General features: G+C 64.2%; 21 protein-coding genes. 8 read left to right on the top strand and 13 right to left on the bottom strand.

The genetic code is table 11. The features are described 5' to 3' along the window. Nucleotides 1-171: 171 nt before the first annotated feature. The 3 genes from AC3AYF_RS00490 to AC3AYF_RS00480 are packed head-to-tail and all read right to left on the bottom strand — an operon-like array spanning nt 172 to nt 3,801. Nucleotides 172-1,773 (bottom strand): N-acetylmuramoyl-L-alanine amidase, encoded by a 1,602-nt coding sequence (locus AC3AYF_RS00490; protein ID WP_487779285.1) that lies wholly within the window; start codon nt 1,771-1,773, stop codon nt 172-174. After that, on the bottom strand, nt 1,767-2,276 hold the full coding sequence (tsaE, locus tag AC3AYF_RS00485; protein WP_295035716.1) for a tRNA (adenosine(37)-N6)-threonylcarbamoyltransferase complex ATPase subunit type 1 TsaE: 510 nt from the start codon (nt 2,274-2,276) through the stop codon (nt 1,767-1,769). Before tsaE ends, AC3AYF_RS00490 begins: the two co-directional genes overlap by 7 nt. Then, nucleotides 2,260-3,801 carry an NAD(P)H-hydrate dehydratase gene (locus AC3AYF_RS00480; RefSeq protein WP_295035714.1) on the bottom strand — a complete coding sequence of 514 codons (1,542 nt, stop codon included), beginning with the start codon at nt 3,799-3,801 and terminating at the stop codon, nt 2,260-2,262. Before AC3AYF_RS00480 ends, tsaE begins: the two co-directional genes overlap by 17 nt. A gap of 149 nt (nt 3,802-3,950) precedes the next feature. Between AC3AYF_RS00480 and queG the strand changes: the two genes are divergently transcribed. Beyond that, on the top strand, nt 3,951-5,042 hold the full coding sequence (gene queG / locus AC3AYF_RS00475) for a tRNA epoxyqueuosine(34) reductase QueG (protein ID WP_295035712.1): 1,092 nt from the start codon (nt 3,951-3,953) through the stop codon (nt 5,040-5,042). Nucleotides 5,043-5,077: 35 nt separating this feature from the next. On the opposite strand, the gene orn is transcribed toward queG, so the two are convergent. Then, a complete protein-coding gene (gene orn / locus AC3AYF_RS00470) occupies nt 5,078-5,647 on the bottom strand; it encodes an oligoribonuclease (protein WP_295035710.1) in 570 nt (189 codons plus the stop codon). 170 nt (nt 5,648-5,817) lie between these two features. Between orn and rsgA the strand changes: the two genes are divergently transcribed. Continuing rightward, the gene (gene rsgA, locus AC3AYF_RS00465; protein ID WP_487779284.1) at nt 5,818-6,861 is read left to right on the top strand and encodes a small ribosomal subunit biogenesis GTPase RsgA; all 1,044 of its coding nucleotides are present in this window, start codon (nt 5,818-5,820) and stop codon (nt 6,859-6,861) included. A 416-nt stretch (nt 6,862-7,277) separates the two neighbouring features. Here rsgA and AC3AYF_RS00460 read toward each other — a convergent pair whose 3' ends face one another. Beyond that, on the bottom strand, nt 7,278-8,594 hold the full coding sequence (locus AC3AYF_RS00460; protein WP_487779287.1) for an NCS2 family permease: 1,317 nt from the start codon (nt 8,592-8,594) through the stop codon (nt 7,278-7,280). 255 nt (nt 8,595-8,849) lie between these two features. Between AC3AYF_RS00460 and AC3AYF_RS00455 the strand changes: the two genes are divergently transcribed. Further along, nucleotides 8,850-9,680 carry a sulfurtransferase gene (locus tag AC3AYF_RS00455; RefSeq protein ID WP_295035706.1) on the top strand — a complete coding sequence of 277 codons (831 nt, stop codon included), beginning with the start codon at nt 8,850-8,852 and terminating at the stop codon, nt 9,678-9,680. Between the two features lie 147 nt (nt 9,681-9,827). After that, a complete protein-coding gene (asd, locus tag AC3AYF_RS00450) occupies nt 9,828-10,673 on the top strand; it encodes an archaetidylserine decarboxylase (RefSeq protein WP_487779283.1) in 846 nt (281 codons plus the stop codon). Between the two features lie 18 nt (nt 10,674-10,691). Here the strand turns inward: asd and AC3AYF_RS00445 are convergent, their stop codons facing one another. Next, complete coding sequence (locus AC3AYF_RS00445) at nt 10,692-11,291, bottom strand: TetR/AcrR family transcriptional regulator (RefSeq protein WP_487779282.1); 600 nt, start codon at nt 11,289-11,291, stop codon at nt 10,692-10,694. A gap of 189 nt (nt 11,292-11,480) precedes the next feature. Here AC3AYF_RS00445 and AC3AYF_RS00440 point away from each other — a divergent pair, with 189 nt between their 5' ends. The 3 genes from AC3AYF_RS00440 to arfB are packed head-to-tail and all read left to right on the top strand — an operon-like array spanning nt 11,481 to nt 13,663. After that, nucleotides 11,481-12,758 (top strand): FAD-dependent oxidoreductase, encoded by a 1,278-nt coding sequence (locus AC3AYF_RS00440; RefSeq protein WP_487779281.1) that lies wholly within the window; start codon nt 11,481-11,483, stop codon nt 12,756-12,758. Beyond that, nucleotides 12,758-13,204, top strand: a complete 447-nt coding sequence (locus tag AC3AYF_RS00435; protein WP_295035700.1) for a nucleotide triphosphate diphosphatase NUDT15 — start codon at nt 12,758-12,760, stop codon at nt 13,202-13,204. The genes AC3AYF_RS00440 and AC3AYF_RS00435 overlap by 1 nt, the downstream gene beginning before the upstream one ends. A 42-nt stretch (nt 13,205-13,246) precedes the next feature. Next, nucleotides 13,247-13,663, top strand: coding sequence for an alternative ribosome rescue aminoacyl-tRNA hydrolase ArfB (gene arfB, locus AC3AYF_RS00430; RefSeq protein ID WP_295035697.1), 417 nt, complete (start codon nt 13,247-13,249; stop codon nt 13,661-13,663). A gap of 28 nt (nt 13,664-13,691) precedes the next feature. On the opposite strand, the gene AC3AYF_RS00425 is transcribed toward arfB, so the two are convergent. The 7 genes from AC3AYF_RS00425 to AC3AYF_RS00395 all read right to left on the bottom strand — a co-directional run bounded on the left by AC3AYF_RS00425 (nt 13,692) and on the right by AC3AYF_RS00395 (nt 22,993). Further along, a complete protein-coding gene (locus AC3AYF_RS00425) occupies nt 13,692-14,828 on the bottom strand; it encodes a M20/M25/M40 family metallo-hydrolase (protein ID WP_295035694.1) in 1,137 nt (378 codons plus the stop codon). Beyond that, complete coding sequence (locus AC3AYF_RS00420; protein ID WP_295035693.1) at nt 14,825-16,021, bottom strand: M20 aminoacylase family protein; 1,197 nt, start codon at nt 16,019-16,021, stop codon at nt 14,825-14,827. The genes AC3AYF_RS00425 and AC3AYF_RS00420 overlap by 4 nt, the downstream gene beginning before the upstream one ends. A gap of 46 nt (nt 16,022-16,067) precedes the next feature. Then, complete coding sequence (locus AC3AYF_RS00415; protein WP_295035691.1) at nt 16,068-17,588, bottom strand: M81 family metallopeptidase; 1,521 nt, start codon at nt 17,586-17,588, stop codon at nt 16,068-16,070. Between the two features lie 145 nt (nt 17,589-17,733). Then, complete coding sequence (locus tag AC3AYF_RS00410) at nt 17,734-19,449, bottom strand: ABC transporter ATP-binding protein (RefSeq protein WP_295035690.1); 1,716 nt, start codon at nt 19,447-19,449, stop codon at nt 17,734-17,736. Further along, nucleotides 19,446-20,348, bottom strand: coding sequence for an ABC transporter permease (locus AC3AYF_RS00405; protein WP_295035688.1), 903 nt, complete (start codon nt 20,346-20,348; stop codon nt 19,446-19,448). Before AC3AYF_RS00405 ends, AC3AYF_RS00410 begins: the two co-directional genes overlap by 4 nt. Continuing rightward, entirely contained in the window at nt 20,345-21,292 is a 948-nt protein-coding gene (locus AC3AYF_RS00400) for an ABC transporter permease (protein ID WP_295035686.1), read from the bottom strand. Before AC3AYF_RS00400 ends, AC3AYF_RS00405 begins: the two co-directional genes overlap by 4 nt. 63 nt (nt 21,293-21,355) lie before the next feature. Further along, complete coding sequence (locus AC3AYF_RS00395; RefSeq protein ID WP_487779280.1) at nt 21,356-22,993, bottom strand: ABC transporter substrate-binding protein; 1,638 nt, start codon at nt 22,991-22,993, stop codon at nt 21,356-21,358. A gap of 217 nt (nt 22,994-23,210) precedes the next feature. Here AC3AYF_RS00395 and AC3AYF_RS00390 point away from each other — a divergent pair. Beyond that, the coding region (locus tag AC3AYF_RS00390) for a LysR family transcriptional regulator (protein WP_487779279.1) at nt 23,211-24,016 on the top strand (806 nt) is incomplete at its 3' end.

Below are 24,016 nucleotides of genomic sequence, written 5' to 3'. Positions count from 1 at the left end.
TCCAACGCAGTCGTCCGAAACTCATCCGCTCTGTCTGAAAAATCGACGAGCGACGGTCAGACAAGGCAAAAATTGGCGAAAAAGCGGAGTTTACGAGGTTGTAAATGAGCATTTTAAGCCGATTTTTAACGCCGTATGGCCGAGCGCAGACATTTTTCAGGCAAAGCGTCGTCATGGAATGGTCAACACCTGCCCCACCCGCAAGATATCGCTATCCAACCCATTGGCCTGCTTCAGCGCCTTCATGCTAATGCCGTGGCTGGATGCCACCTGAGACAACGTGTCGCCGCCCTGTACGCGATACTCGTTGCTAGCACTGCCACGCCCCTGATCGCGCTGCCATGCCAGCAGACTCGAGGGCGGCGGATGCTGGCGGAAATGTGCCACGATGCCTTCGTAGACCGCCTGGGCCAGCTTGGCCTGGTGCGAGGACGACTTGAGCTGCGCCTCTTCGCGCGGATTGGAAATAAAGCCAGTCTCGACCAGCAGCGACGGAATATCGGGTGATTTCAGCACCACGAAGCCCGCCTGCTCGACGCTCGACTTGTGCAGCTTGTTGATACGTCCGAGCTGATCGAGCACCTGCCCACCGGTTGCCAGCGAGTCGTTCATCGTCGCCGTCATCGTCAGGTCGAGCAGCACGCCACGCAGCACTTCATCCTTGTCGTCGAGGCTCAAACTGCCGTCGACACCACCGATCAGATCGGACTGGTTTTCGCTTGCCGCCAGCCAGCGCGCGGTCTCCGATGTCGCGCCGCCCTGAGACAATGCGTAGACCGAGCTCCCGGAAGGCTGCCTGCTGCGCACCGCATCGGCATGGATCGAAACGAAGAAGTCCGCCTTCTGCTGCCGAGCAATCAGGGTGCGCTGACGCAAACCAACATAATAGTCACCATCTCGGGTCAGGAAGGCCTTGAATCCCGGCGTCTGGTCGAAGCGCTGTTTCACCTTGCGTGCAATTTCGAGGACGACGTCTTTCTCGTGGGTCCCGTCCGGCCCGGAAGCACCGGGATCTTCACCACCGTGCCCAGCGTCGACGGCCACAATGATGTCACGCTTGGGATGAGGCTGCGCCTCGACGGCAGAGGCGACGGCTTCGGCCTTCTGCGGATTGCCTTCGGCAATGGCTTCAGCCTGCGCCCGCTGCGCGGCGATTTCCTGATCGCGAATCATGGCCTCGATAGGATCGATGGGATCCTTGACCGCACTGGCACCGGGGTAGTTGAGATCGAGCACGAAGCGATCGCTGTACTGCTCGTTGGGCGCCAACGTGAAACTCTTGGGCACGACGGAGCGGTCGACGTCGAGCACGACGCGCAAGCCGCCGCTTTCGCGCACGCCCGTGCGAACCTTGGAGATCGCACTGTCATCCAGATCGAGCTTGTCGACATCGAAATCGAGATCGGCGCTGTCGAGGTCGATAACGACCCGATCGGGATTATTCAATGTAAAGACATTGGCGTTGACCGGTCCCGACATGTCGAACACGAGCCTGACATGATCCGGCGCCGACCATAGCCGCATATTGTCCACCTCGACCGCCTGAGCCTGTGCGGTAGCGACGAGGCAGCAAAGCGATACCAGCGCGGTCAGGGTTCGACGCCAGGCTTTACGCCATCGCTCACGCTCGGCGCCACTTCGGCACTTGACAGTGGAGACCAGCAGCAGCGCCAGCGGCAGTAATCCACTGAAAACGCCGGTGCCGAATCGCATAGAGACATCGCGCTGTGAGGTCGCGGTAATGGACGATATCTCTCGAACATCTTTCAGCATTCATCTTCCTTGTGGCTCACTGATTCCTCATGACTCACCGAAGCGCGCAAATCAGCCGGCAGTTTGGCCAGCGCGGCATGTCCCTGTTGACTGTGCGCCACGCCCAGCGCCTGACGACCGCCCGCCACTACCCGCAGATGAATCTCCAGATCGGGTATCGGCAACCACCCCGCCCCTCGGCTGGGCCATTCGATCAGACACAGGCCATCGCCGCCCAGCATGTCGCGGGCTCCGATGAACTCGAGCTCCTCGGGGTCGCCCAAGCGATAGAGATCGAAGTGAAAGATCCGGGCCGCTTCAGTCTCATAGGGTTCGACGAGCGTATAGGTCGGGCTTTTGACCGCACCGATGTGGCCATAGGCACGTACAATGCCCCGCGCCAGGGTGGTTTTGCCGGCGCCAAGATCGCCGATCAGGTGGACCTGACCGCGACCGGCCAGCGCCCGGCCCAGGGATTCACCAAACGCTACCTGGGCGGCTTCGTCGTCAAGAATGATCGGCATGGCTCGAGAAAGGTTGGGGGTTGGCTAAAGTTCGCGCATAGGATGCCAGATCACTCGCCAGCAAACCACGCTCGCCGCCATTCGCTGCTGCGGCATCGGCGGCCAACGCATGAAGCAACACGCCGATTCTCGCCGCGTCGCCAAGGGTAGGGAGCTGCCCGAGTAGCCCGGCGATGATGCCGGTCAGTGCGTCGCCCATGCCACCGCTGGCCATGCCCGGGTTGCCGAAGGGGCAAACGGTCATTCGTTCACCATCGTAGACCAGCGTCCCGGCCCCCTTGAGCACGATCGTTCCTCCCCAGCGCTCATGCAGTGCATGGATGGCCTGACGCCGGTCACGCTGCACCTCGGCAGTAGCAATTCCCAACAGTCTGCCCGCCTCGCCGGGATGCGGGGTCAATATCCACTCTTCGCGACGAGGATTGCTGTCGTCTTGCACCAGCAGATTGAGCCCATCGGCATCGACCACGCAGGGCTTGCCGGCTGACAGTACGCTCTGCAGCGCAGCCTGCCCCCAGGCACCGCTGCCGATGCCTGGGCCCACGGCGATGACATCGGCGGCGTCGACCATCGCCTCGAGATCCGGCGCACCGCGCACGCCATGGGCCATGATTTCGGGAAACCGGGTCAGACTGGCCGAGACATGGGCCGCATCAGTAGCCAGACTGATCTTGCCCGCGCCGACGCGAGCCACCATTTCGCTGGTCATCAGCGCCGCCCCGCCCATGCCTGGCGCACCAGCCACCACCAGCACATGGCCGTAAATCCCCTTGTGGCTGCCGGGCCTCCGCGGTGGCAGGGCCCGGGCCAGATCCTGACGCGTCTGCAGCCAGGCGACCGGCGCGATGTCGCCATGCGACCGTGGATCGACGCCCAGCGGGGCATATATCACATCGCCCACCACGTCGAGGGCCGCACCGGTATGCAGACCCAGCTTGTCGCCAACGAACGTGACCGTCAGCGTCGCCGCCACCGCTTCCGTCTCGACATGACCGGTATCGACATCGACGCCCGACGGCACATCCAGCGCCATGACCGGGCAGCCACTGGCGTTAACCTCCGAAATCGCCGCGGCATAGGGGGGACGCGGCGCACCGTGGGCCCCGGTCCCCAGCATCGCGTCGACCATCAACTCCCCATCCAGCGTCAGTTCGTCATTCCACGCAACCGGCACGACCCCCGCTTCCGCCGCCAGCTCGGCCGCTCGCCGCGCATCGCCCGCGAGCTCGGCCACCGGCTTCAGCGCCACCAGGTCGACCGCCACGCCATCGGCGGCAGCCAGCGCGGCGACGATATAGCCATCGCCCCCATTGTTGCCTCCGCCGCACAGCACGCAGATGCGACGGATGCCCGGCCAGCGGGCACACAACGCCTCGTAGGCCGACTCTCCGGCACGGCGCATCAAGGCAAAGCCGTCACCCTCGGCATCGATGGTGCGGCGGTCCAGCTCACGGACCTGATCGGCCAAATACAGCGGATGCCGATGAGAGGAGAGCGGCCGCTGATAGGAGGAAGAAGTAGACATCGTGGCTCCTGTGGTCTTCCGACGGCTCGGGTCATCGAACATGACCCGCCCCGCCGTTCGGCCGGATGATGAGGTGACTCGATAATGAGTTGGATAGTGGTGTAGGGTAGCGCACCCGACACCCCCATCCCTGCATGCGTCCCTGCGGTATGTCACAACGATCCAGCGTCGATTTCAACGACCTCGCCTCACGCGTCAAACAGTGGGGGCGAGAGCTCGGCTTCCAGGCGATCGGTATCACCGATACCGATCTGTCGAGCCATGAGCGCTATCTGCAACGCTGGCTGGAAGCCGGGCACCATGGCGAGATGCACTACATGGCCAGGCACGGGAGCAAGCGCACGCGACCGCAGCAACTCGTGCCCGGCACGCTGCGTGTGATCAGCGCCCGCATGGATTACCTGCCGCCCGAGGTCGAGACCACCAGGACACTGGGACAGCCGCACAAGGCGTATGTTTCACGCTACGCCCTGGGCCGCGACTATCACAAGCTGATCCGCAAGCGACTGGACCAGCTGGCGCGCAAGATCGAGAACGAAGTCGGCCAGATCGGCTATCGCGCCTTCGTCGACTCCGCGCCGGTGATGGAGCGCGCCCTGGCCCAGAAGGCCGGACTGGGCTGGTTCGGCAAGAACGCCATGCTGCTCGATCCGCAGGCCGGCTCGCTGTTCTTCCTCGGCGAGCTCTATACCGACCTGCCGCTACCGGTGGACCCGCCCTTCGAGCGCGAACACTGCGGCTCCTGCAGCAGTTGCCAGACCGCCTGCCCGACCGATGCCATCATCGACGACAAGGTGATCGATGCCCGGCGCTGCATCTCCTACCTGACCATCGAGCTTCACGGCAGCATTCCCCTCGAGTTTCGCCGGGCCATGGGCAATCGGGTCTACGGCTGCGACGACTGCCAGCTGTTCTGCCCTTTCACCCGCTTCACTCGCGCCAGCGCAGAGCCGGACTTCGCGCCGCGCCATGACCTGGATCGCGCCGAACTGATCGACCTGTTCGCCTGGAGCGAGAGCGAATTTCTCAAGCGCACCGAAGGCAGCCCGATCCGGCGCATCGGCTACGAGCGCTGGCTGCGCAACCTGGCGATCGGCCTGGGCAATGCGCCCTGGAGCGAGCGCGTCGAGCATGCCCTGCGAGCCCGCCTGGCGTATCCCTCCGACCTGGTTCGCGAGCACGTGCGCTGGGCGCTCGAGGAGCAGCGGATCAAGCGTGAAGCGCGCATCGCCAGCGTCTGAGGCGTGGCCAAGAACGATCGGCGCCCCGTCGGCGATCAGTCCGGAAGCTTCAGGAAGGTTTCGCGATAATGCTTGAGCTCCGCCAGCGACTCGCGAATATCGTCCAGTGCCTGATGGGTGTTCTGCTTGGTGAAGCCGTTGGCCGCCGCCGGATTCCAGCGCTTGGCCAGCTCCTTCAGCGTCGAGACATCCAGGTTGCGATAGTGAAAGAAGTTGTTGAGCGCCGGCATCTCGCGCTCCATGAAGCGCCGGTCCTGGTGGACGCTGTTGCCACAGACCGGAGAGGTGCCGGGCAGAACGTAGTTGGCCAGGAACTTGAGCGTGCGCCGCTCCGCTTCCGAGGTGTCGATGGTGCTCTCGCGCACCCGCCGAACCAGTCCGGATTCACCATGCGTCTTCTGGTTCCATTCGTCCATCCCGTCGAGCAGGGCATCCGGCTGATGCACCGCCAGTACCGGGCCTTCGGCGATCAGATTGAGTTCACCGTCGGTGATCAAGGTCGCCACTTCGATGATTCGCTCCCGATCCGGGTCGAGGCCGGTCATTTCCAGGTCTATCCAGACCAGAAGATCGCTGCGGGCGCCAGCGGCGGATGGTTCAGACATGAACAACTCCAGGGTCGGTGTCCCCGGTCACACGGACGCGGGCGGACACGGCAGGTCGGTAACGGCTACAATGCCGCCATTCTACCCCCGTGACACGAGGAAGGGGCAAACGCCAGAGGTGAGCTTCACTCCCCTCTTGAGCCTCAGACAACCGCGAGCCGACACCCATCATGAGCCGCCGAAAACTGACCCGCCAGCAGCGCTGGCGGGTCGAGAAGATCCAGGCCGAGCGTGCCGAGCGCGCCTCGAAGAAGGACGAGCGCGACAGCGAGCGCCTCGACGCCGGCGAATACGGCGCCGAGCGCCCGGGCCGGGTCGCCGCCCATTTCGGCCGCTCGCTGGAGGTCGAATCCGTCGAGGGCGACCAGGTTCGACTGCACCGCTGCCATCTGCGCGCCAATCTCGAAGGCCTGGTGACCGGCGATCAGGTGATCTGGCGCCAGGCCAACGACGGCAGCGGCGTGGTGGTCGCCCGCGGCGAGCGTCACAGCGTGCTCGAACGCCCCGATGCCCACGGTCAACTGCGCCCGGTGGCCGCCAATATCGACCAGATCCTGATCGTGGTGGCGGGCGAACCGGAACCGCACCCCAATCTGATCGACCGCTACCTGGTCGCCGCCGGGAGCACCGGGATTCCTCCCGTGCTGGTGCTCAACAAGAGCGACCTGCTGCCAGCCGAGGGCGGGCCGTTGCGCGCGACGCTGGCCCGCTACCGTGAGCTGGGGTACCCACTGATCGAAGCCTCGGCGCGCGGCGAGCAGGGGCTGGAAGGGTTATGGGCGCAACTGGCGGCTCGAACCTCCGTCTTCGTTGGCCAGAGCGGGGTCGGCAAATCCTCGTTGATCGACCGGCTGCTTCCCGACGAGACCCTGCGGATCGGGGCGCTGTCGACGGACACCCGCAAGGGCAAACACACCACCACCACGGCCCGCCTCTACCCGCTGCCGCTGGAAACCACGGTCGATGGAGAGCGTCGCGGCGATCTGATCGACTCGCCCGGCATCCGCGAATTCGGGCTATGGCATCTCGACGAGCACGAGCTGGCCGAAGGTTTCATCGAGTTCCGCCCCTATCTCGGCCGCTGCCGCTTCCGCGACTGCCGCCACCGCCAGGAGCCCGGCTGCGCCCTGCTCGACGCCGTCGAGCGCGGCGAGATCCATCCCCTGCGCTTCGCCAGCTTCCAGCGCATCAGAGACGACATCACGAACTCCTGATTCTCAAAATACGATCGCCGCGTCCTGAGACGCGGCGATATCTGATCATCCATAAATGCCTGAGCTGACTCATTCAAACAGTACCAGGTCACCACTGACGAAGCCGCTACCGTCCTCCTGCACGTTACTCTTGAGGGGCAAGCCCCTCAAACTCCCCTTTTTGACGCCACAGAACGGCGGACTCCGAACGCTAGAGCGCCTGCGCTCGGGTCGGCGCGAAAGGGCATCCTGCCCAACGCGCCTCTCGCGTCATCCATGACGCGAGACCCGGCTCGACGCTCTGCGTTCAGCGCCGTTCTGGAAGGCGTCCAGGGTGCGAGACTTCGAGCAAATCAACCTGACCAACAACAAACCAACTTGGCTCGGGAGTGCCCATGCCGCGTTAACGAAGGCTGATTAAGCAAAAGCAGCCTGGATCAGCCCTCGAACAACATCAGAATGGACAGGAAGAACAGCACCCACATCGCCGGGCGCACTTCCTTTGCCTTGCCCACGCCGACCTTGACCACCACGAACGTCAGAAAGCCGAACACCACCCCGTGGGTGATCGAGTAGGTCAGCGGGATCAGCATCATCGCCACGAAGGCCGGGATCGCGTCGTCGTACTGCTGCCAGTCGATGGTGCGGATCGGCGAGAGCATGAAGACGCCCACCATGATCAGGGCCGGCGCGGTGGCGATGGCCGGCACCAGCGCCAGCAGCGGCGACAGGAACAGGAACGGCAGGAACAGCAGGCCGGCGACCACGGCGACCAGGCCCGACCGACCGCCCTGACTGATCCCGGCCGCGGACTCGACATAGGCGTTGGCCGGGCTGGTGCCCAGCGGTGCGGAGATCAACGCCGAGAAGGCGTCCACCATCATCGAACGGCGAATGTTGCGCGGCTCGCCATCGTCGTCGAGCAGGTTGCCCGCCTGGCAGACGCCGATAAAGGTCGACATCGCGTCGAAGAAGGTGGTGAACAGGATCACGAAGATGAACGGCCAGTAGGCCACCGCCAGCGCACCGACGAAGTCGACCTGCCACAGCGCCCCGAAATCCGGCCAGGCGAAGAGGCCCTGGAAGTTGACCAGCGTCGGCGCGCCGGTGGGCGACATGGCACTGGCATCGCCCCACAGCCGGCCGATGGGAATGGCGAGTATCGTGGTGACGACGATCCCCAGGATCAGCGCGCCCTGGACGCGACGAGCGACCAGTACGGCGGTGACGCCCAACCCGATCAGGCACGTCACCAGCGTCGGCGTCATCTTGCCCAGACCGACGACCGTCGCCGGATTGGAGACCAGCATCCCGGCATTGACCAGGCCGATGACGGTGATGAACAGGCCGATGCCACAGGCGATGGCATGACGCAGCGTCGCCGGAATGGCGTCGACCACGTAGCGGCGCACGTTGAACAGCGCCAGGATCCCGAACAGCACGCCGGACCAGAACACACAGCCCAGCGCGGTCTGCCACTCGATGCCCGCCCCCAGCACCATGGTGTAGGTTAACAGCGCGTTGATCCCCATACCCGGCGCGACCAGGATCGGGTTGCGCGCGTAGAGCCCCATCATCACGCTGCCGAAGAAGCTGATCAGCACCGTCGCCGTCAGGGCGCCGGCAAACGGCACGCCGGCACTGGAGAGGATCGAAGGATTGACCACGATGATGTACATCGCCGCCAGGAAGGTCGCGACACCCGCCAGCACTTCGGTCTTCACCGTCGTTTCCAGCGAGCGCAGAGAGAACATTTTTTCGAGCACGCAGCAATCTCCTGGCCATGATGATTGTTATTGATGACGCGAACCGGTCGCGTCCGTGAATTTTGTATACGAAGTTGGTTTCAATAAAAAGGTCTGGGCGAAACTTCTTGTAAAAAGCCGAGAGGCCAGGCCGAGCGGCGCGCAGTATAACGAATCCGGTCGATGGCGCCACCCGCTACCTAGTGCCGGGTGCATGTGCCATCATCACGGGGATCGCCAACATAACCACGCCAGGAGTCGCCCATGAGCTCGGAAATCCCCCAGCTGCCGCTGATTCTGGAGCCGGCCACGCTAGCCCACCACCTCGATGACCCGCATCTGCTGATCATCGACGTACCGCTCAAGGCAGAGAGTTACGACTCGGGTCACGTGCCTGGGGCTATCTTCCTCGAGTCCCGGCGTCTGCTGGCTGGCAGCGGCGACGTACCCAACGATGTGCCCTCAGAAGCCGATCTGAGTGCGCTGTTCTCCGAACTCGGGCTGACCCCGGAGACCCACGTCGTCGCCTATGACGATGAGGGCGGCGGCTGGGCGGGCCGCCTGCTGTGGACGCTGGAGCTGATCGGGCATCGCCGCTACTCCTATCTCAATGGCGGCATCCATGCCTGGCGGGCCGAAGGCCAGCCGGTCTCCACGACGCCGGATTCGCCGACCCCCAGCGAATACGAAGCGGCCTACCTCAATCCCCAGGTCCAGATCCGGCGCGAGGAGTTGCTGGAGCGCCTTGGCGACCCGGCGCTCGCCATCTGGGACGCCCGCTCCATGGATGAGTATCGCGGCCTCAAGGGCGACAACCGCAAGCTCGGGCATATCCCCGGGGCGGTCAATCTGGACTGGCTGGAGGTGATGGACAAGGATCACGACCTGCGTCTTCGCGACTACGCCGAGCTCGTCACCGAACTGGAGGCACGCGGCCTGACCCAGGACAAGGAGATCGTCACCCACTGCCAGACCCACCACCGCAGCGGTCTGACCTGGCTTGCCGCCAAGGCACTCGGCTACGACAACGTCCGCGCCTACCCCGGCTCCTGGAAGGAGTGGGGCAACCGCGACGATACCCCGGTCGAGAAATAGTACTAGTCGCTCGTAGCTCGTAGCTCGTAGCTCGTAGCTCGTAGCTCGTAGCTCGTAGCTCGTAGCTCAGTCTATTGCGCGGACCGAGGACTCTCGCTACCTTGTCCGCCTTCCGTCAGTCCCTCTTCTTTCACCGGGGTCGTTATCGTGGATCGCCAGGAACTCTTCGCCAGAATTCAGTACCCGCTGCCTCAGCATGCGATCTCGCGACTGATCGGCCGAATCGCCGATAGTCGGATACCTTGGGTCAAGGACCTGTTCATCCGGCGCTTCATCCAGACCTACGGCGTCGACATGACCCAGGCCCTGCAGCCGGATCCTGGCGCCTATGCCTGCTTCAACGATTTCTTCACCCGCGCGCTCAAACCCGAGGCCCGCCCCATCGGCGAAGGCCTGGTGTCTCCCGCCGATGGCGTGCTGTCACGCTACGGTCGTATCGAACACGGCACCCTGATCCAGGCCAAGGGCCAGACCTACTCGCTCGGCGCCCTGCTGGGCGGCGACGTCTCGCGCGCGGCGCCGTTTCGCCAGGGCAGCTTCGCCACGGTCTATCTATCGCCCAAGGATTATCACCGGGTACATATGCCGATGACCGGCACACTGCGTGAGATGACCTACGTCCCCGGACGGCTGTTCTCGGTCAACAGCGCCACCGCCAACCATGTTCCAGGGCTGTTCGCGCGCAACGAGCGGCTGGTCTGTCTCTTCGATACCGAGCACGGGCCGCTGGCCATGGTGCTGGTCGGCGCGATGATCGTGGCCGCCATCGAAACCACCTGGGCCGGCCAGGTCACGCCGCTGAGCGGCCGCATCCAGACGACCCGCTTCGACGAGCCGATCGTGATCGAGAAAGGCCAGGAGATGGGCCGCTTCAAGCTCGGCTCCACGGTGGTGATGTGCCTGGGGAGAGAGACCGCCTTCGGCAACTTCGATCCCGAGGGCAGCCCGATCAGCATGGGGCAGACGATGGGCGCCCTGCCAGGGACAGCCTGAACCGACTGGCGCCGGCTATCAGTCGAGCCCGCCCCGCACATAGGGCCCCAGCGCCCGATCGATGACCGCTTCGACGAAATCCTGGTCGATCTCGCAAAAGGAGACCGACAGCCGGTAATAGACCGCGCCGTAGATCAGATCCATGCTCAGGTCCGGATCGATCTCCGGGCTGAGCTCGCCTCGCTCGACGGCACCGACGATGGCTTGCCGGCCCATCTGGCGACGCGGTCCGATCCAGCGCTCGACGAAGGCACGGCTCAGTACGGGGTCGGATTGGGCGGCGCCCAGCAGATACTGCAGCAAGCGGCCATGAGGGCCATTGAGCACCTCGGCCAGCGCCAGCACGCTGCGCCGGAAACTGGCAACGACGGGCAGTTCGTCATCGTAGGCGATGCTCGGCCCTACCGCTTCCAGAAAGGCATCCATGACGATGGCAACCGCATTTGGCCAACGTCGGTAGATGGTCGACTTGGCCACACCCGAGACGCTGACTATCCGCTCGACGGTGGCATGGTGAATTCCTCCCTCCAGCGCCAGTTCCAAGGCTGTTCGCATCACCTCGGCAGAAGCCGTGGCGCTGCGTGGCCGACCTGGGCGTGCAGGAGAAACGACGGGCATGGAAGACATCCTTGTCAAAAACAGCTCCTGAAAGATACGATAATATAGGATACGCAGCGTATCGTATCATTTTTTAGTAAAAAACTGTTACTCCTGCCGCGACCCAGATCCCGCCGACCTCGTTGTCACGGGCATCCCATCGTCGTTCGACACGCATTACTGCTCGAGGCCTCATCATGGAGAGTTATGATGGAGAGTTATGACGTCACCATCGTCGGAGCCGGCCCCGCCGGACTGGCCGCCGCCCAAAGACTCTCTGGTCAGGGACGTCGGGTACTTCTCATCGATCGAGGTCCGGATATCTCGAGGCGCGACAGAAGCGACGAAGCCAATCTGACTCAAGGCCAAGGCGGGGCCGGACTCTACTCGGACGGCAAGTTCTCGTTCTTCCCATCCGCAACGCGGATATGGCAATTGCCGGAACGCGAGGCCTTGCATCGCGCTTACGCCTGGACCTGTGAGCTGCTCGAATCCTACGGCATGCAGACGCCACCGTTCCCGGACAGAACCGACGTCTACACGCCGGAGGAGGGCCGCTGGAACCTGAAGGACTACCCCTCCCGCTACCTGCCGCTGCAGGCGCGGGAGGAGATGGTATTCGGCCTGGTCAATGGCGTCGATATCGACATCCTGACCGGAACCTGCGTGACCTCCCACCGCTACGACGCCAACGAGCAGCGCCATCACCTGCAATTGGAGGGCCCCGACGCAGCGCCCGGCGCGCTTGTCAGCAGGACAATGATCTGGGCCACAGGGCGTTTCGGCGCACTGGACATGGGCAACATCGAGAAGGTCTTCCGCCGCCTGGAAGTCGGCTTCCGTATCGACCAGCCCAGCGAGCAGGCCTTCTTCCAGACATTCTCCAATCTCGATCCCAAGCTGACGCTGCAGACGGCCGAAGACGGTATCGAATGGCGCACTTTCTGCGCCTGTCGCAACGGCACCACCGTGCTGACCCGAACGCAAGGCCTGTGGACGGTATCGGGACACTCGGACGGCCCTCCCACGGCGCGCTCCAATGTCGGTTTCAATACGCGCATCCTCGACGAATCGATGGCGCGGGAGGCGATCTCGGCATTACAGGACGCCATGGCCGAGCGGGACGCCTACTTCGAGATCCCCCTGTCGGCATGGCTGGAAGAGGACGCAGAAACCATGGCCCGGATGCGACGCCTCTATGGCGACGCCGTGGCGTGTGCGATGTTGCAGGGGCTGCGCCAGCTCGTCGACAGCTTCCCCCGGATCGAACATGAAGCGACGCGCCTGATCGGCCCGACCCTCGAGGGCGTCGGCTGGTATCCCGGCGTCGACGGCCACCTGCGCCTGCCCGGACAACCGACCTGGGTGGTCGGCGACGCCTGCGGGCTGTTCCGGGGCATCGTGGCCGCCTTCATCAGCGGCCACTATGCGGCCAGTGCAGTGCTGTCGGCCTTGTCGGAAGCGTCGCTACGGGAGGAACCGCTCTGATGGCTGCCCCCGTTTCCCGCGTGGGTGTCGGTGTCATCGTCACCCGCCCCGGCGGCGACCTGCTGCTCGGCTACCGTATCAAGGCCGGAGAGACACCCACCTGGTGTCTTCCCGGTGGACACGTCGAACCCGGGGAGACCTTCGAGGCCGCGGCACTGCGGGAACTGCACGAAGAGACCGGCATCGTCACTCGACAGCCGGTCGAGGTATTCGCCTTCCTGCAACAACTGGACAGCGACCGCACCGCGATCACCGGCGCGGCACTGATTTCACTCGGCGACGAAATCGCCGAGCCCCGCGTAACCGAGCCGGATGTCTTCGATCGCTGGACGTGGTTTCCGCAACAGGAGCTCCCCACGCCGCTGTTTCCGGCCAGCGACGCCATGCTCAGCCTGTGGCAGGATAGGCCCTGCCCCGAAGGCTGGCGTATCTATCGCGTCGACTAAGCGAGGCATTACCCTCATTTTCGAACACTCAGGGAGCAACCGATGCCACTGGAAATCTCCCGCAACGTGTCGATCCCCGACAACGAGATCGAACTCATCGCCGTACGCGCCCAGGGTGCCGGTGGCCAGAACGTCAACAAGGTCTCCTCGGCGATCCACCTGCGCTTCGACATCCGCGCCTCCAGTCTGCATCCTGGGTTCAAGGAGAAGCTGCTGGCCCTGAGTGACAAACGCATCACCCGCGACGGCATCATCGTGATCAAGTCGCAGGAGCACCGCACCCAGGAGCTCAACCGGGAAGCGGCACTCGTTCGTCTGAAACAGCTGATCAAACCCGTGCTCTACGGCGACAAGCCACGCCAGGCCACCAAGCCCAGCCGCAGCGCCAAACGCAAGCGCGTCGACAGCAAGACCCGTCAAGGGCAGAAAAAGCGCCTGCGCGGACGCGTCGATGACTAGATCGAGCGACAATTCCACACGCTAGCGATCAGCGCAGCACCGCCATCAGCCCAGCCATCAATCTCGAGCGCTCGACCAGACTGTCGACCTCGATATGTTCGTCCAGCGTGTGGATTCCTGCACCGCGCACGCCTAATCCATCGAGCGTCGCCAGCCCCATCGCACCGGTGAAGTTGCCGTCGGAGCCGCCACCGCTGCTGGCGTGCGGCAGCGGCATCTTCAGCTCATCGGCAACTCTACTGGCCTGGGCGTAGAGCGATAGCGTCGCCTGGCCCGCTTCCCATACCGGCCGAACCACACCGAGCTTGACCTCGAAGCCGATCCCGTCGGCATCGCGCTGGGTGAGCGCCAGCATGCGTTCGATACCGCGATCCAGGTCGGCCTGACGCTTGGCCATGCTCAGCGCCTCGCCACGGCAGCTCGTCGAGACACAGTTGACCCATTGACCGCCCTGTACCACGCCAACACTGAAGGTGCAGTCATCGTCGGTCATCGACTCGATCTCGGGAATTCGTGCAACCATCTCGCGAATCGCGGAATGGCCATCCGCCAGCGCCGCCCCGGCATGGCTTGGCCGACCGTGAGCGAGCAGCTCGAAACGCGCGATCGCATAGCGCCCGGTGATCACGCCATTGCCCGCGCGCGCCGGTTCCGGAACCAGGATGTAACGATGCCTCGCCGCTTCCCGCTCGATCAGTTCGCGGGTGCCGGGGCTGCCGATCTCCTCGTCGCAGGTCAGCAGCACGTGAATCGGCAGCGCCATGTCGCCCCCCGCCTGCTGAAGCGCAACCACGGCGCGAAGCGCCGCATAGGTGCCGCCCTTCATGTCACAGATTCCGGGGCCATAACAGCGATCACCGTCGCGCCGAAACGGCAATGTCTCCAGCGTGCCGACCGGATGGACGGTATCCAGATGCGCCATGATCAGGATGCCGCCTTCAGCCTGCCTCGGATGTGGAAAGCTCGCCTTGAGACAGTCGCCCAGCCCCGCAGGCCCGGAAACGCGTTCGACGCTCGCCCCCATCGCCACGAGATCGTCCGAGGCCAGCGTCATCATGCGATTGACGGCATCGATATCGAAGGTCGGACTCTCGCATTCGACCCAGCGCTTTAGCCCGGCCAGCATGTCATCGATATCTAATTCGAGGGTGGCGGCGAGACTCATGCGCTCACCGCCTGGGTAGCGCTCATCTCCACCGGTTCGTTGAGACGACGTTCAGCGATCCGCGCCAGCAGGCTTGCCCCGACCGGCAGGATCCCGTCGTCAAGCACGAACGCCGGATTGTGCACCGGAATATCGCCGGCATGGCCGACCCAGCAGTAGGAACCCGGCACCATTTTCAGCATGTCGGCGAAATCTTCGCTACCCATCGCCGGTCGGCCGAGATCGGCCACGTTGGCATCACCGACGATATCCCTGGCCGCGGCCGCCAGCGCTTCGGTCTGCTCGGGATGATTCTCCAGCACCGAGAAGATATTGCGGATATCGACCTCTATCTCGACGCCGTAGGCGTTGGCCAGGCCGGCTGCCAGTTCGCGGATGCGCTCGTGAATCAGTGCGGCAACGTCGTCGTCGAAGGTGCGAATGGTGCCGGAGAGTGTGGCCGACTGGGGAATCACGTTATAGGCGGAGCCGGAGTGCAGCTGGGTGATCGACACCACCGCTGCGTCCAGGGGATTGACGTTGCGGCTGACGATGCTCTGCATGGCCTGGGAGAGCTGCGTCGCCACCACGATCGGATCGCGGGCGTTGTTGGGCTGCGCGCCATGACTGCCCCGACCGCGAATGACGATATCGAAGAACTCGGCGCCTGCCATCGCCTTGCCGGACATCACGCGGACCTGTCCATGATCGAGATGCGGCGCGTTATGCAGCGCATAGACCTCGTCGCAGGGGAAGCGCTGGAACAGCTTCTCGGCGATCATCGCCCGCGCGCCGCCCAGCCCCTCCTCGGCCGGCTGGAAGATCAATATCGCACGACCGGAGAAATCCCGAGTCTCGGCAAGATAGCGCGCCGCGCCCAGCAGCATGGTGGTATGGCCATCGTGGCCGCAGCCGTGGAATCGCCCAGGGCTCAGTGAGGCAAACGGCAGGCCCGTCTCCTCGTCCATCGGCAATGCATCCATATCAGCGCGCAGCCCCACGCTCTTGCCCGGCCCATGCTTACCCTCGATCACACCGATCACCCCGGTCCCGCCGATGCCGGTATGGACCGCGATGCCCAAGCGTTCGAGATAGGCACTGACGATTCCGGCCGTGCGCAGCTCCTCGAAGCCGATCTCGGGATGGGCGTGAATGTCGTGACGAATCTCGATCAGTTCGTCGGTAAAGCCATCGATACGGGGCAACGTAGTCATGAGAACTCCTCGGTAGGGGAAACATCGGCATTGGCAAAAGTCGCGCTCAGGCGGGTTCGACGACAGGGACGAAGGGCCTGCCGAGAGGCGACGTCCGGATGCCTGGGCGAAGGCGTTGCCACGGTAGATCGGCCGGATCGACGGCCATCGGTCCGGGGGCGGCACAGACCAGAATCGTCTCAGCGATCGGGGCGAAGTCGGCGCGAAAATGGACCGAACTCTTGTTGACCAGAATGGCCTGTTCGAGCGGTTCGATGCCCACCGAACGATACATCGCCAGATCGGCCAACTGGGCCTTGCTGCTGACCACGACGATCCGCACCTCGTCGATTCGTAGACACGCTGACGGCCCCATGTCGAGGCGGCCGCCTCCATAGTAGGGGCCCGGGGCCACGAAACGGCCGTCGGAGAGCGCCTCGATCGTGAATGCCGCCTCCAGCGGCGAGTCGCCGGGCACGCCGGAGCGTCCGCCCAGCGCCAGCCGGACGACGGCGCCGACACCCGCTTCGTGTGCCGCTCTCGCCGCCGCCGGATCGAACACGTTGCCGATCGCCGCTCGCCGGGCCCGACAGGCGACGAGCGCCTTGAGCATGCCCACGGTGTCGGAATTGCCGCCGGCGCCAGGATTGTCCTGGGTGTCGGCGATCACCACCGGCCGGGCAGCGTCTTCCGCCAGCCGCATCGCCTCGCGCACCCCCTCCTCCGGTTCGAACACCCGCCCCGAGAATGCCGATTCCTGGGCGGCGACGAGCGCCGTCAACGCGTCGGCGGCCGCATCGGCACTGGCCCGATCCATTCCGTAAACGATGACGCTGGGGCCGCAGTGGGCGAAGTCCGCGGCCGGGAACCCGGTCAGGAAAGAGATCGAAGGGAGCGATTCGCTCTCCATCGCCGTGACTTCGGCATAGAGCGAACGGCAGGGCTCTTCAGCCGTGCACTGCCAGGCGATCGGCATCAGGAAATCGAGCTGACGAAACGCCTTGGCCGGGCGCTTGTCACTTGCCAGCAGCACCGCCATGGCGGCGGCACAGCGGGCGCCGGTCTCCGCCATATCGACGTGGGGATAGGTCCGATAAGCGATCAGCCTATCGGCCTGCTCGACCATCGTCGGCGTCACGTTGCCATGCAGATCCAGCGAGACGACGATCGGGACCTCGTCACCCACTAGCCCCCGCACACGGCTCAGCAACTCGCCCTCGCCATCGTCGAGATGCTCGGCGACCATCGCGCCATGAAGGTCGAGATAGACACCGTCGAGCGGCATGGCTTCCCGCATGCCCGACAGTAAACGTAGGACGATGCGCTCGAAAGCATCCTCGGTGACGTGCGCCGACGGACTCGCCGCCGTCCAGAGCGTCGGGATCAGCGTCCATGCCCGGGACTCGGCAGCGTCGACAAAACCGCACAGACCGATATTGCTGTCGGCGACGGCCGCGAAGATGGCCTCGCCTTCGCTCAGCGGCGGTGCTCCGCCACCACGCAGGAAATCCTCGTAGGTCGCCGGGCTGGGGGCGAAGGTGTTGGTTTCATGGAGAAAACCGCCGACGGCAATACGGGGGATCGACATGCACAATTCCTTTAATACTGAGTCCTTGAATACTAAGCCCTTGAATACTCAGCCCTTGGATACCGAGTCCTCGGAAGACGTGTCTTTAGGCAGTGAGAACCACCTGACGGCATCGACCACACGGCCGATGCCGTAAAAAGCCCGATCAATGGGCGGCAGCGGTTACCGGCGACGTCTCTTCGAACACGCTTTTCAGCGGCCGGAATCCCGCGAAATCCCAGTGCCGACCGGGCGCCGCCAGCATCAGCGAGCGGGTGTAGGCATGCTCAGGCGCCCCTAACACGCGGCTCGCCGGGCCATACTCCACCACCACGCCCTTCTGCATCACCATCACCTCGTCGCAGATCTGGGCAGCGACACGCAGGTCGTGGGTAATGAACAGCACCGCGACGCCGAGCCGGCGCTGAATGTCGTCGAGCAGCCCGAGCACCTGGGCCTGTACCGAGACATCCAGCGCCGACACCGCCTCATCGGCGACCAGCACGTCGGGCTCCATCGCCAGCGCCCGGGCAATGGCGATGCGCTGACGCTGGCCACCCGAGAACTGATGGGGATAGCGAGCCAGCGCGTCCTTCGGCAACCCCACCAGCTCCAGCAGCTCGGCGGCACGCGCCAGCGCTTGCTCGCGTGGGGTGCCGTAGTTGACCGGCCCCTCGATCAGGCTGGTGCCGATGGTCAGACGCGGATTCAGCGATCGAAACGGATCCTGAAAGATCATCTGTATCCGCTTTCGATGGGGTTTCAGCGCCGCCCTGCCGAGACTGGCGATATCCTTGCCCATGACCCGCACGCCCCCGCCGGTCGGCTCGATCATGCGCATCACGCAGCGGGCCACGGTCGACTTGCCGGAGCCGCTCTCGCCGACGATGCCCAACGTTCGCCCGCGAGTCAGCGCGAAGTTGATATCGCTGGCCGCCAGTGTCTGGGCGGAAGCCTTGCCAGCGAGCCGGGCCCAGCGCGAGGCTTGCCCATAGCGCTTCTCGAGTTCGATCGCTTCCAGCACGATCTCCCGATCCGCCACCTCACGCGATGCCCGGGGCCGCAGGCTCGGCACCGCGGTGAGCAGCTGGCGGGTGTAATCCGTCGTCGGTCGACGCAGCAGCGCGTCGATCGGCTGGGTCTCCACCACTTCGCCGTGGCGCATGACACAGACGCGGTCGGCGATGTCCGCGACGACCCCCATGTCGTGGGTGATGAACAGCACCGACGTACCGTGCCGCTCCTGCAACTGTTTGATCAGCTTGAGGATCTGCTTTTGCGTGGTGACGTCCAGCGCCGTGGTGGGCTCGTCGGCGATCAGCAGCTTGGGTTCGAGGACCAACGCCATGGCGATCATGATGCGCTGGCGCTGGCCACCGGAGAGCTGATGCGGCCAGCTGGCATGGACCCGTTCGATATCCGGCAGTTGGACCTGATCGAGCATATCGAGCACGCGATCGCGTCGCTGCCTGGCGGAGAGCCCTCTCTGGTGCATGACCAGGACTTCCTCGATCTGCTCGCCGACTCGCATCAGCGGATTCAGGGCGGTCATCGGCTCCTGGAAGATCATCGCCATGCGGCTGGCCCGCAGATCCCTGAGCCGCGTCGGGGAAGCCTCGAGCAGCGAATCACCCTCCAGCTCGATGCGCCCGCCGACCGCTTTCAGGCTCCCCTTGGGCAGCAGCCCCATCACAGCCAGCGAGGTCACCGACTTGCCGGAGCCGGACTCCCCCACCAGGCAGAGCGTCTCGCCCGGCGCGATCGCGAAATCGATGCCCTTGAGAATGGGCTTGGCCGGCGACGACTGCGTTGCAACTTGCAGCCCACGGATATCGAGTACCGGCGCCGGCGCGGCCCCGGATGGAATGAGGTCATCGCTCATTGCGCAGCTCCTCGTTTCTGCAGCCGGGGATCGAGACGGTCACGCGCGGCATCGCCGAGCAGGTTGATCGACAGGATGCAGACCGACAGCAGTATCCCGGGCCAGAAGATCAGCGACGGCTTGATCAGGAAATAGGTCCGCCCCTCCGCCATGATGTTGCCCCAGGTTGGCGTCTCGGTGCCGATCCCGGCGCCCAGGAAGGAGAGGATCGCTTCGGTCAGGATCGCCGAGGCGCAGATATAGGTACTCATCACGATCAGCGGCGCCAGCGTGTTGGGCATGAGGTGCCGCCACATCACCGTGAACAGGCTACTGCCCAGCGAGACCGCGGCTTCAACGTAGGGCTCCTCCCGTGCGGAGAGCACCACAGAGCGCACCAGGCGCACGACCCTCGGGATTTCCGGAATGGTGATCGCCGCCATCACCGTCCACAGATTGGCGCTGACCAGCGAGACGATGGCGATCGCCAACAGCACGCTGGGAATCGCCATCAGCCCATCCATGACGCGCATGATCACGGCATCCAGGCCACGAAAGAAGCCAGCGAGAATCCCCAGCGGCAGGCCGACGACGACACTGATCAGCGCGCTGCCGATCCCCACGATCAGCGAGACCCGAGCACCATAGAGCACCCGCGACAGCAGATCGCGGCCATAGGCGTCGCTGCCCAGCCAGTATGCCTCGCCGGGTGGCTTGAGACGGTTGGCCGGAGACATCTCGAGCGGGTCGTGGGGCGCCAGCCACGGCGCGAGAATGGCGACGATCACGATCAGCGCGAGACAGATGGCGGCGACGATCACCGCCCAGCCGGGACGTTGGCGCGGCAGCCACCGCAGCCGACGTCGAACCGGCTTGGTGAAGGCTGCACCGGGGGATGCATGAGGGGATGTCAGGCTCATTGGTAGCGAATCCTCGGGTCGAGCAGCGCATAGGAGAGGTCGATGGCCAGGTTGATCAGCACATAGACACCGCTGGTGACCAGGATCAGCCCCTGGATCACCGGGTAGTCGCGCGCGAGGATGGCATCGACGGTCAGCCGGCCGAGCCCGGGAATGTTGAACACGCTTTCGGTCACCACCACCCCGGTGATCATCAGTGCGAAACCGGTTCCGATCACCTCCAGAATCGGCACGCCGGCATTGCGCAGCGCGTGCTTGAACAGCACCCGCTTCTCACTGGCGCCCTTGGCGTGGGCAGTACGCACGAAGTCCTCGCCCAGCACGTCGAGCATGCTGGCACGGGTCATTCGGGCGATCAGCGCGATGTAGATCGTCGACAGCATCAGTGCCGGCAGAATGGCGTGCCTTATGAAAGGCCCGAAACCCTCCTCGGAGACACGCTTGAAGCCCTGCACCGGAAGCCAGCCGAGGTCGATGGCGAAGATCTTGATCAGGATGTAACCGATCACGAAAACCGGCACCGAAAAGCCCAGCACCGAGACCGACATCACCACGTTGTCGATCAGACTCCCGTGCTTCCAGGCCGCGATGACGCCCATCGGTACGGCCACGACCACCGACAGCACGATGCTGAGCAGTGCCAGGCTGACGGTCGGCTCGAGGCGCTGCGCCATCAGTTGCGTCACCGGCAGGTTCGACATCAGGGAGGTGCCGAAATCGCCGCGCAGCAGCTCACCGCCCCAGTTGAAGAATTGCAGGTAGATCGGCTGATTCAGCCCCAGGGTTTCACGGATGCGATCCAGCTGTTCCGGCGTGGCCATATCGCCGGCAATGATCGCGGCGGGGTCGCCCGGCGAGAGCCGCAGCAGCAGGAAGACGAACAGCGCCACCACCACCATGACCGGCACTGCCGCCAGCGTTCGACGCAGACAGTAGCTGAACATGAGCGTACTCCGTTGCAGTTCGCGGCAGGCATGGAGCGCGACGGCGATCGCGCTCCAGCCCCTTTACTCGGCCTTGGTGATATTCCAGAACACCGGCACCGGCGAGTGAAGAATGCCGGACAGGTCGTTGTTCCAGGCCGCGGGGATCGAATATTCGCCCAGCGGGATGTAGGTCACCTGTTCGAAGGCGTGCTGCTGAATACGCTTGGCGATCGCCTTGCGGTCCTCGGCGTTGGTCGCCTTGGCGAACTCGTTGCGCATCGATTCGAGTTCGGGGTCGTCCGGCCAGCCGAACCAGCCGCCGTCCTTGCCCCGGCCGTTGAGCATCGGGCTGACCAGCGGATTCCACACCTCCGGGATGTACCAGTTGGTGAAGAACATGTTCCAGCCCCCTTCCGACGGTGGCTGCTGGCTGGCGCGTCGCGTCACCAGCGTCTGCCAGTCCATCGGCTGCAGGTCGACCGTGAACCCGGCCTGGCGCAGCAACTGGGCGGCGATGACCGGCTGCGGGCTGACGGTCGGCGCATCCGTCGGCTGCATCATCACCACTGGCGTGCCATCGTAGCCGGCCTCCTCGAGCAGCTGCCTCGCGGCCGCCGTGCCGCCTCCCTCCGTCAGCGATGCCGGCGCGCCGGCGTCGGTGGCCAGCGGTGTCTGGCAGCCGTACATGGAGGGACAGAGCGAATAGTGATCCGGGTTACCGACCAGCGAGGCGAGCACATCGGTCTGGTTCATCGCCATTAGCGCGGCGCGGCGAATCTGTGGGTCGTCGAATGGCGGATAGAGGAAATTGAAGCGCCCGATGGTCTGGCTGCCCAGTTCGTTGATCTTCTCGACGGTAAGATCCGGATTGGCCTGGAGCACCTGAAGCAGCTCGACGGAGGGTGATTCGAGGAAATCGATCTCGCCGGAATTGAGAGCGATGAGCGCGGTCTGGGCATCGCTCATGTTGATCCATTCGACACGATCGACGTTGACCACCTTGCCGCCGGCGGTCCAACTGGCCGGCTCATCGCGCGGCACGTAATCGGCGAACTTCTCGTAGACCACACGGCTGCCGGGATCGTACTCGTCGGCAATGAACTTGAACGGCCCCGAGCCGACCTGATCTTCCACCGTCAGCGTCTCGTCGGGAGATTTGCTCGCGATACGCGCCGGCATCACGAACAGCGGCACCGACGAAGGCTTCGCCATCAGCTCGAGCACATAGGCGAACGGTGACGAGAGCGTCAGCGTCATGGTCTGTGGATCGGTGGCCTCGACGCTGGCGACATGGTCCATCAGCATCTGGCCGCCGCCATCCCGCGCGGCCCAGCGCTTGAACGAGGCCACCGCGTCGCTGGCGGTCACTTCCCCGCCGTCATGCCACTTCAGGCCATCGCGCAGGGTAAAGGTGTAGGTCATGCCATCGTCGGAGACCGACCAGTCCGCCATCTGCGGCTGTGGCTGGAACTGGTCGTCCATGCCCAGCAGCGTATCCCAGATCATGTAGCCGTGATCGCGGGTGATATGCGCGGTAGTGGTGATGGGATCGAGGACCCGCAGGCCCGAATGCATGACCGCCCGGAGGGTGCTGGCCTCCGCTGGAGCCGCAGCCAGCGACGAGATCGCACCGCAAGTGGAGAGAAGTGCCATCATCGCCATGCCACCCAGAAGACGGCGGCGCACCATGGAGAAACGACGCGATAAGGGAGTCGCCATGAGAAACCTCGTTGTCGATCTTATGATTGTCGTTGGCGATACGGTCGGACGCGTTTGTTGTTGTTACTCCACGAGCAGGATCGCCCGACCCATGTCGCTCCTCTCCGAGAGTAGATCCCTTAGGGAGGAAAACAATACTTTCGTCGACAAGCTTGTGTTGCTTGAAAAGCAACGCTCGAAGCATGCTTTGTCACTCTGACCTTTCGGAATCGTCTCCGTGGCCAATGACAACGACAAGTTCCCGACCCACCTGAACAGCCGCTGGCTCTATTACCTCTCGCAGGCGCTCGACGCAGGCTCGATTCGCACGGCATCGGACCGTCTGGATGTCGAACCCTCCGTCATCAGCCGCCAGATCCGGCAGCTCGAGCAGGCGCTCGGCCTGACGTTGGTCGAGCGTCACGGTCGCGGTGTGCGCGCCACCGAGGCCGGCGACATTCTGCTCGACTTCTACCGGGAACGAGACGTCGCCGAGCAGACGCTGTTCGGACAGCTAGCCGAGCTGGACGGCCTTCAGCGCGGCCATATCAGCCTGTCGATCAGCGAGGGGTACAGCGACCGACTGATGAGCGGCGTGATGAACGACTTCTGCGCCCGCCATCCGCAGTTGACCATCGAAATGAACCTGGCCAGCGTCAACGAGGTGGTGCGCCAGGTCTACGAGGGCCAGGCACACATCGGCATTGCCTATGCGCCCCGGCTGATTGCCGGTATCGAATCGGTCGCTGCCGTCCGTCAGCCGCTCTGCGCCATCGTTCACCCCCAGCATCCGCTCACCCGGTTGCCCCAGCCGCTCGCTCTGGACGCCATACTCGAATGGCCCCTGGGCCTGGTGGGTCACGGCTACGGTATCCGGCAGTTGATCGATGCCGTGGAAGTCCTGAGCAAGCGCCATTTCCATGCCAGCCTGGTCAGCAACTCCCTGGCGACACTGAAGCAGTACGTCAGTTCCGGCAACGGCGTGACCTTCATCGGCAGTGTGGCGCTATTGCACGAATTGCGACGCGGCCAACTGGTGGCGCT

Source organism: Salinicola sp. (assembly GCF_982684285.1).
The sequence above is the reverse complement of the archived record's forward strand: the minus strand, read 5'-3'. Positions and strand labels throughout refer to the sequence as shown.

Bases quoted from the DNA above. Each gene is read 5' to 3' on its own strand.
- AC3AYF_RS00410 (WP_295035690.1), bottom strand. From the start codon at position 19,449: ATGAGCGATGACCTCATTCCATCCGGGGCCGCGCCGGCGCCGGTACTC.
- queG (WP_295035712.1), top strand. From the start codon at position 3,951: ATGTCACAACGATCCAGCGTCGATTTCAACGACCTCGCCTCACGCGTC.
- AC3AYF_RS00405 (WP_295035688.1), bottom strand. From the start codon at position 20,348: ATGAGCCTGACATCCCCTCATGCATCCCCCGGTGCAGCCTTCACCAAG.
- AC3AYF_RS00480 (WP_295035714.1), bottom strand. From the start codon at position 3,801: ATGTCTACTTCTTCCTCCTATCAGCGGCCGCTCTCCTCTCATCGGCAT.
- orn (WP_295035710.1), bottom strand. From the start codon at position 5,647: ATGTCTGAACCATCCGCCGCTGGCGCCCGCAGCGATCTTCTGGTCTGG.
- tsaE (WP_295035716.1), bottom strand. From the start codon at position 2,276: ATGCCGATCATTCTTGACGACGAAGCCGCCCAGGTAGCGTTTGGTGAA.
- AC3AYF_RS00455 (WP_295035706.1), top strand. From the start codon at position 8,850: ATGAGCTCGGAAATCCCCCAGCTGCCGCTGATTCTGGAGCCGGCCACG.
- AC3AYF_RS00435 (WP_295035700.1), top strand. From the start codon at position 12,758: ATGGCTGCCCCCGTTTCCCGCGTGGGTGTCGGTGTCATCGTCACCCGC.
- AC3AYF_RS00490 (WP_487779285.1), bottom strand. From the start codon at position 1,773: ATGCTGAAAGATGTTCGAGAGATATCGTCCATTACCGCGACCTCACAG.
- AC3AYF_RS00445 (WP_487779282.1), bottom strand. From the start codon at position 11,291: ATGCCCGTCGTTTCTCCTGCACGCCCAGGTCGGCCACGCAGCGCCACG.
- arfB (WP_295035697.1), top strand. From the start codon at position 13,247: ATGCCACTGGAAATCTCCCGCAACGTGTCGATCCCCGACAACGAGATC.
- AC3AYF_RS00395 (WP_487779280.1), bottom strand. From the start codon at position 22,993: ATGGCGACTCCCTTATCGCGTCGTTTCTCCATGGTGCGCCGCCGTCTT.
- AC3AYF_RS00425 (WP_295035694.1), bottom strand. From the start codon at position 14,828: ATGAGTCTCGCCGCCACCCTCGAATTAGATATCGATGACATGCTGGCC.
- rsgA (WP_487779284.1), top strand. From the start codon at position 5,818: ATGAGCCGCCGAAAACTGACCCGCCAGCAGCGCTGGCGGGTCGAGAAG.
- AC3AYF_RS00440 (WP_487779281.1), top strand. From the start codon at position 11,481: ATGGAGAGTTATGACGTCACCATCGTCGGAGCCGGCCCCGCCGGACTG.
- AC3AYF_RS00460 (WP_487779287.1), bottom strand. From the start codon at position 8,594: ATGTTCTCTCTGCGCTCGCTGGAAACGACGGTGAAGACCGAAGTGCTG.
- AC3AYF_RS00415 (WP_295035691.1), bottom strand. From the start codon at position 17,588: ATGTCGATCCCCCGTATTGCCGTCGGCGGTTTTCTCCATGAAACCAAC.
- AC3AYF_RS00420 (WP_295035693.1), bottom strand. From the start codon at position 16,021: ATGACTACGTTGCCCCGTATCGATGGCTTTACCGACGAACTGATCGAG.
- AC3AYF_RS00400 (WP_295035686.1), bottom strand. From the start codon at position 21,292: ATGTTCAGCTACTGTCTGCGTCGAACGCTGGCGGCAGTGCCGGTCATG.